This is a genomic window from Terriglobales bacterium, from assembly GCA_035567895.1.
Classification (GTDB): Bacteria; Acidobacteriota; Terriglobia; order Terriglobales; family Acidobacteriaceae; genus Gp1-AA112.
In genome coordinates this window covers 54,814-62,225 of record DATMPC010000112.1, presented here as the reverse complement: position 1 = coordinate 62,225, position 7,412 = coordinate 54,814, and the positions used below count along the sequence as shown (strand labels likewise).

6 protein-coding genes are annotated in these 7,412 nt (G+C 53.9%); 2 read left to right on the top strand and 4 right to left on the bottom strand.

Translation table 11 applies throughout. The features are described from left to right. The coding region (locus tag VNX88_24655) for an ATP-binding protein (GenBank protein ID HWY71881.1) at positions 1 to 223 on the top strand (223 nt) is incomplete at its 5' end. A gap of 347 nt (positions 224 to 570) precedes the next feature. Here VNX88_24655 and VNX88_24650 read toward each other — a convergent pair. The 3 genes from VNX88_24650 to VNX88_24640 form a co-directional block, all read right to left on the bottom strand. Next, positions 571 to 1,134 carry a DUF4136 domain-containing protein gene (locus tag VNX88_24650; protein ID HWY71880.1) on the bottom strand — a complete coding sequence of 188 codons (564 nt, stop codon included), beginning with the start codon at positions 1,132 to 1,134 and terminating at the stop codon, positions 571 to 573. Positions 1,135 to 1,242: 108 nt separating this feature from the next. Continuing rightward, positions 1,243 to 1,869: a hypothetical protein gene (locus tag VNX88_24645; protein ID HWY71879.1), complete on the bottom strand. Its 627-nt coding sequence runs from the start codon at positions 1,867 to 1,869 to the stop codon at positions 1,243 to 1,245. Then, on the bottom strand, positions 1,866 to 2,408 hold the full coding sequence (locus VNX88_24640) for a hypothetical protein (protein ID HWY71878.1): 543 nt from the start codon (positions 2,406 to 2,408) through the stop codon (positions 1,866 to 1,868). The genes VNX88_24645 and VNX88_24640 overlap by 4 nt, the downstream gene beginning before the upstream one ends. A 928-nt stretch (positions 2,409 to 3,336) precedes the next feature. On the opposite strand from VNX88_24640, the gene VNX88_24635 reads away from it, so the two are divergent. Beyond that, positions 3,337 to 4,944 (top strand): mechanosensitive ion channel domain-containing protein, encoded by a 1,608-nt coding sequence (locus VNX88_24635; GenBank protein ID HWY71877.1) that lies wholly within the window; start codon positions 3,337 to 3,339, stop codon positions 4,942 to 4,944. Between the two features lie 266 nt (positions 4,945 to 5,210). Here the strand turns inward: VNX88_24635 and VNX88_24630 are convergent, their stop codons facing one another. Continuing rightward, positions 5,211 to 7,412, bottom strand: coding sequence for a patatin-like phospholipase family protein (locus VNX88_24630; GenBank protein ID HWY71876.1), 2,202 nt, complete (start codon positions 7,410 to 7,412; stop codon positions 5,211 to 5,213).

Here is a 7,412-nt window from a genome sequence, read left to right as displayed (position 1 = left end):
GCAGGGCACGTTGGACGGACTTCATCTGACCGTCCATGACGATGGCGTTGGCTTCGATCCTGACAAGGCGCTCAAGAGCGACGGTATCGGGATCATCAGCATGCGGGAGCGAGTGCGTTTCGTGAACGGCACGCTGGCAATTCAATCCAGATTGAATGGCGGTACCACCATCGAAGTCGACGTGCCGCTGAAAGACGTGATGGCCGATTCGCAAACCGCCTAGGCTATCGGTTCAAACCAGCCAGTCTGACCGCCATACGACACCATAACGGCCCCCCTAAAAGCCGGGAATGGAGCCTCATGGCCGCATAGTGTCCTGTCAGGTGACAGTTCCATTGTGGGACGAAAAATCCCTGCAGAATCCCTGATATTTTTTGGGAAATCGTGGCAAACAGGAGCTAAACCACGAAGAATCTGAGGGTTGGGTGGAAACGGGCAGGAATCCCTGTTAGATCCCTGCCTCGAAGCAAAATTTGAAAATTTTGGGCAGAATTCTTCGATTTCACCGCTCGCAATGAAAAACGCCCTGTAATTGTCCTTGTTTTTCGCCGAGTGCTCCGCCAAATGCGGTTACGACTTCACCTTCGGTGGATAATTCTTCAGGAGCTTAGCCACTGCCTTATTGAGATTCTTCTCCTGCTTCTCAGGCTTAGCCTTCGGATCGAGCGTCTTGCTGGCCGCCCCTCGCCAGACCAGGGAGTGGTTGCTTGAATCGTACATGTCGAGGGCCAATTGACCCTTATAAATAGTGGTTGTTGAACCAGTTGTCATGCTGCTTCCCATACCCCCGCCATACCATCCCCCGCGACCCCAGCCGCCACCGTATCCCCAATCTGAACTGTAGGAGTTGAACTGCTTCTCCGTTCCAATTGCAGTCTGGTATCCGATATACAGATCAGCCTTGTCTGAGTCGACTTTGCTTAATCCTTTTTGTATGAGCTGCGCATCGATGGCAGTCTGAATCTGCTTTTCTACGATTTGATTTACTTGTTGGGCGTCCTTTATTGGCACCCACCTATACGTCTTGAACTTGGTAAAGTCTGCATTCTTGTCAAAGTTGTAGCGAACATCCTGCGCGAACGCAGAACTCACTGCCATTAGAGCCATAGCTATCCAAACCGGAATTCTTGACATACATTTCTCCACTTTGCGATTTTTTAGTAACCTTGGATTCAACCTCGGTCTGCTGCCGGCAATCACTCGACGCAAGACTTCTGCTGCCCGCAGGGCAGACCGAATAAACTAGCTCGCCGCCGGAAGGCTGGCTGGTTGTTCGAGCCGAAATTCGAGTAACGATTCGCTCGGTACAGATACCTGCTTGCCGCTTGTTGCTCCTGCCATCACGGTGCCACCCACCGCGCCGGCGGCAACTCCGATGGCGGCGCCTGTACCTCCTCCAGCTATTCCTCCGATCAGCGCGCCCAAACCTGCTCCGCCCAGTATTCTGCGTGTCGTTTTCTTGCCCTTGCCTTCCGAGCGCATTTCATAAGTGCTGGTCAGGAGCGGATAAGCTGTACCGTTAATGACTATGTCGGTGAGTTCCAGTGTCAGCTCCGCACCGCCGGACATTCTGCCAGCCGATCTGGCATTGATGAGTCGGCCGTACACCATTGTTCCCCGTGGCGCTACGATCGCGTCATCGACCTGAAGATTCGTCTCCAGGTTCGCAGTAAAGCGATATCCCACCTGCTGCTTCTTCGAATCCACGGAGTCAATCATTCGAATGAGAACGCGGGTCCCCGCAGGAACATCAACTTTGGGTGTCCTTTGCGCGGTAGCTAGCGCGGACATCATCGTCAACGCAGTTACCGTAAGCGCTACTCGAACAACCGCATGTCGCATCTGCTCGATCCTCTTCGTAGAATTCACGAACCGTGCGCAATGATCGGCAACTCCGACTCAATCTGAAGATCAATGATCAGAAGCAACTGATCTTCAACCTGCAAGAAACGCGCAGCCTGGACTGCTCCTAATGAGGCTTTTACACGGCCATAGCATTTTGCGAGCAAGTCGGCACGTTGCCTGCGATAATCCAGTGCCTTTTGAATTAGTTCGTCTGCTTTGGCATCTGTAAGGTCGTTATAGTGCCGCGCGTATTCCTGAACGTTCGCGAGTCTTAAGTTATTGAGTTTCGTTAATTCCGCATCGTACTCACTATAGATTGGCCAGAACTTCGCCGCTTGGTCGATATCGAGCTGCATCACAGCACCCATAATCTGAGCTTTTTCCTGGCGAACGTTGGACCGTAGGAGTTCAACGTACTGCTTGACATTTTTCTCCTGTGCGTCTGTGGCTTGCGTGGATTGCTTTGGTGCGTTTTGCGACTGTGCCCTTCCCGGTACCAAAGTGAGCGAACAGCCGACAAGCAACAGCAGAAAGGAGCGCCACACTAATATCTGTTTCTTCAAGTAAGTCCTCCAATAATCCGCTGGTTGCGGAATTGGAAGCGTTCCATCCAAGGACATAGCACCAGCGTGGATGACGATATTCATCTTGCTAGCGCTTCGGAAGGAGTACACCTGTCAAAACTGCCGGGTCTGGATGGAATCGAGACTTAACCCACGCAAGGATGGCGTATGTTTCTACATTGTGCCTTAGAGAATCCCGGTGAGCCATCTATGGAGGGCGTCGGCAATGAACTGTAAGCATTAAGACATGCGACTCCTCGGGCAGGTGTTGAACTTTCATCGCCAAACAAAAAACGGTGCGTCGCGATGAACCACGACGCACCAGGAGGGCACAGGAGAGACAAAGCGTACTGTTTCAGCGATCATGCTGCCTAAGGTGTCGCTTCGGAACTGTCAGAACTTGCAGCACAGTTGGAAAAAGTTGAGTTTCGTCCATGTGCAGACGTACGCCACTGGCCTTCCGGAGCCCATCACCTGTTTTTTCTGACAGTCGGAAACCCCAAGGGCGATGGCCTAATATGCCAATTCAACAATAATCAGCGGAAGATTGGACGGATCAAGGAGGTTTCTCAAGTACTAGTCACGTCGCAAGCGCTGAACAGCGCTCCTGCCTATGGGCGCGGAAAACCCACTCGTCTCGAATCGCAGGCTTTGATCGACGCAAATGCAGCGTGTTTGACCAGCTTTCCCAAACGCGCTCATCACAACTCCGAAGGTGCGCGAACCCAAGGTGCGGCATCGCAGAAAGGGTGACCTAGACATGAAGGTTGTTCAGTACAGACTCAGTTGCTTTTGCGCGGTCGTTTTCTTATTTGCGTGCGCGTGCTATCCGCAAATTCCCGGTCTACCGTCAACACCTGCCACGCCTCCGACCCAGCCCACACTTTCACCTGACGCACTTCACCGCGAGACACCCCGCAGGACGGTATTGAACTTCCTGAAGTACGCCCATCGCGGAGACTACGCAACCGCCGCCAAATATCTTCAGGTCTCGCCCAAATCGGATACAGATCCGGAGGAATTGGCGCGCCAGCTGCTCACCTTGATGGATACCTCTCTTCGCGCCAGCATCGCCTTGGTGAGCGATGCGCCCGAAGGTTCTCTCGACGATTCTAGCGATCCGAATATTGAGGTAATCGGAGAGTTTCATGTTGGAGATAGCGCGGCCTCCTTCACGCTGATCAGGGTAGCGCAGAAAAAGGCAGGTCCAATTTGGTTGGTTTCGAAGGAGACGCTGGATAGCGTGCCCCACCTGTTCGAGCTCGCCGGAGCTCCCGCGATCGATGAGTACCTGCCCGACTTCCTTATCAGATATCTCCTCCTTGGCGTTCCAGTCGGACGATGGCTGGCCATACTGTTGTCCATCGCGGTGTGCATATTCGTAGCATGGGGCATCCTTCGACTCATCGGTCTCCTGCTGACATATCGCGATCGGCATGGTACAGCGCGTCGCGCTCACTACTGGATCGCGGCAAAGAAGCCGGCAGCGTTCATCACTGCTATCGCGCTTAACGCCATCTGCGTTTACTGGATTGGATTGCCGATTTTGTACCGGATGTATTACTTCCGGATGCTCTCGGGTCTGTTCGCGATCTGCGTGGCGTGGTTCATTGGAGCAATGCTGGATGCAAACAAGCAACGCATGCTGGCGAACGGCAGGGAAAAGAAGCAAGCAATCTCGCGGGTGCAGTTGCTCCATGGGATAGCAAAAGCAGTTCTGATTGCGATTTGTGTGCTCGCAATACTGGCTATTCTCGGCTTTGATACGAAGACAATGCTTGCCGGATTGGGAATTGGCGGCATCGCACTGGCACTGGGCGCACAGAAAACACTGGAGAATCTCATCGGTGGTATCACTCTGGTGGCTGCCGATGTCTTTGCAATCGGCGACGAATGCGTGATCGATGGCCGCCATGTTACCGTGCAGGAGATCGGATTGCGTTCTCTTAGTGTGCGCGCACGAGAGGGCACGCAGATATCGTTTCCGAACGGGATGCTCGCGCAGGTGGGCATCGAGAATGTGTCGCGCAGAAACAGATTTCTACTGTGGACGACCCTCGTCATTAGCTATGAAACGTCGCTCACCCAGGTGCGCTGCGTGATCGCGGGTGTTCGCGAGATGCTTTACGCCCACTCACGCATTCAGCAGGAGAGCGCAAGGTTTCGCCTCGCGAGCATGACGTCTGTCGGATACGAAGTGGAGCTATTCGCATTTGTGCAGACTACTGATGGAGCTGAGATGGCCGCGATCCGGGAGGACGTCTTTTTTCGCATCGCTGACATTGCTGAAGCAGAAGGCGCGGTTTGGGCGATTCCATCGCGATTGACGTTTCTCTCGAAAAAACAAGCGATTGATGCCAAGAAAGAGGCGGAAGCCGAGCATCTGGTTCAAACTTGGCAAAGCGACGGCGAGAGTCCCTTTCCCGACGTTTCCCCGCAGACGCTGGCACGGCTGCGGGGGACCATCGCATATCCGCCGGAGCGATCGACAGGAACGAAAGAAGAGGCGGAGGCAAAGGCTCAGCGGGCGAGTTGATCGGGGAACTAAGTCTCACAAACGAGTTGCCGAAGCCAAGAACAGGGACAATAAGAGGGGAATTTCGAATTTGATCTCACAATCCTCGAATTCTGCCCAGAATCCGCGACTTTCTTCGAAAACCAGGGAATTAACAGGGAGTTCTGTGGATTTCTTTGTAAGCAACGACCAACAAGATACTTACTGTTATTTGGCGCAGGATTCAAAAAAATAACAGGGAGTTATCAGGGAGGCTCGGCCGCCAAAGCGCCGAAGTTAGAGAGGCTTTAGAAGATCCGCCCGAGGTTAAAGAAGACTTTGTGATGGCCGGTGTCGCCATAGGCTCCTCCCACCGTCAATGGCCCGAAGATGCTGTTGATCACGATGCCCGCAACGCCGTCGGTGGGAAGGCGCGATGCATTGGGTAGTCCGTACGCCTTTCCGATCTCATAAGCCCCAATCAAGTCGATATCTTTTCCAAAGAAGGGGGAAAGCTGCGCCAACCGACGGATGTAACCCGTCCGGAAGAGAAAATACTGATGGGTTATTAATTCATTGGTGCCGTAAGCGGCCAAATCTCGAATTCCTCCTAGTGCGAACGGAGGAACGCCGGTGCGACTGTCGTTGAAGGTCGTGCCGCCTGCAGCCGTAAAGAATAAGGAAGAGGGCTTACTGAGCCGCTTGAAAACGGCAATCTGCAATTCCGACAGCGGGAAACCGGAAGTTGCTCCAGGATTTGCGTCAAACCATGCAGTACGGAAATTTGCCTGCACGCCACTCCGCGGTACCGTTGGATTATCGACTCCAATCAGCGAGTACCGAATGCTGGTTACGCCTTGGCGGCCCCTGACGGTAGGAAGAAGATTAGGATTTCCCACCTGGGGCGAGTATCTCTGCGTCGAACCTTGATAGCCCAATCGAATTTCGGAGCTACGGTTGATTTGGCGGCCAAAATCAAGAGCGCCACCTGCCTGGCGGTGGCGATACTCAGCAAGTTGCGTATCCCTGGAATAGATGTCGAATAGTGACGAATCGGCAAAGCCCAGAGGCGCGACGAACCAATGAGACGTAGAGGTCAAGGGATGGTAATACTCTGATCGAATTAAATTAACGAACCCAAGGCTGACATCGTTGCGCCATTCCGAGCGAAAACTGCCAACATCAAAAAAGGTAATCCGTGCGCCCATGGTAAAGCGAACGTTGTTGTACTCCGCTCCATCGATAACGATCAGTGGCTGGACGAAGGGTGGACCATACTGTTTCTCGTCGGCCCGAATAAGTAGTCCCGGCTGGTTATCTCTTTCCTTCATGGAGTAGGCAAGCCGCGAGTAGCGTCCGACTCCCGTGAGGTTCGTGAGCTTGCGATCGATCGTATTGCTGTCGACTGGCTTGTTCACCTCCGATGCGAGAGCAATCTCGATTTCCCGGGCAGCTTCCGGTTTTGTTCCAGTTACTTCAACGAACTCTGGAACCGGAGCAGTGCGCACTCGACTCTGGCGTTCAGTCACGTAACGCTCCCAGGTTTCGTCATCCACACTCAGGGTCCGTAGTATCGCGCCCTTGGCTTGCGTGGCTTGATACCCAACCTTGCTGATCTCCGCGCCCTTCTCGTAATCGAGTGAGCTGTAGCCTGACAAATCGACGGTGATCAGAATGTCGGCCCTTTCCATTCCGCGCAGCTCGGTTCTGGCAACTACTACAGAGAGGCTCCGGCTAAGCACGCCGATGGATGACAAGGATTCCGCAGGATCAAGCTTTCTCACCTGCAAATGGACAGCGATCACAATGTCTGCGCCCATAGCTTTGGCAACGTCGGTGGGCAGGTTATTCAGGATTCCGCCGTCGGCGAAGACGTGATCGTCGCTTCGAACCGGGCTGAATACTCCGGGGAGGGACATCGTGGAGCGCAGCGCAGTCGCCAGAGATCCCCTGCGAAAAACGTGCTCTTTGCCCGAGCGGAGATCAGTGGCAACACAAGCAAAGGGGATAGGAAGTTCGTCAAAGCTCTTTACTCCCGAATAGGGAAGAGCGATGCGATCCAGAATGAGCCCAACGTCGTGTCCGGCATTGAAGCCTTCGGGAAAACGAACCCCGTGTTTCAGCCCGAATTCCAGGCTGTTGGGATAATCCCGCTTGTCTTCCTTCCTTCGATAGTCGAGATCGCTGAAGGGAGTCTCTCCGCGCAACACCTCTCTCCAGTGAATGTTATCCACCAGCTCGTGCATCTCCGCAGGCGACTTCCCGGCGGCGTACATGCCTCCAACCAGTCCGCCCATGCTGGTTCCGGCAACGTAGCTCACAGGAATGTGATGCTCTTCCAGCCAGGAAATTACGCCCATATGGGCCAGTCCTAGCGCCGATCCGCCTTCGAGAACCAAGCCGATCTTAGGACGATTCCCCAACGCCGCACTGCCGGGCGCAGCGGGTTCCTGGGCGACGCAGAAGCCCGCAATTGCCAAGAGCATCAGCTGTGGGAAGAGACGCCTCAT

Bases quoted from the DNA above. Each gene is read 5' to 3' on its own strand.
- VNX88_24630 (HWY71876.1), bottom strand. From the start codon at position 7,412: ATGAGGCGTCTCTTCCCACAGCTGATGCTCTTGGCAATTGCGGGCTTC.
- VNX88_24650 (HWY71880.1), bottom strand. From the start codon at position 1,134: ATGTCAAGAATTCCGGTTTGGATAGCTATGGCTCTAATGGCAGTGAGT.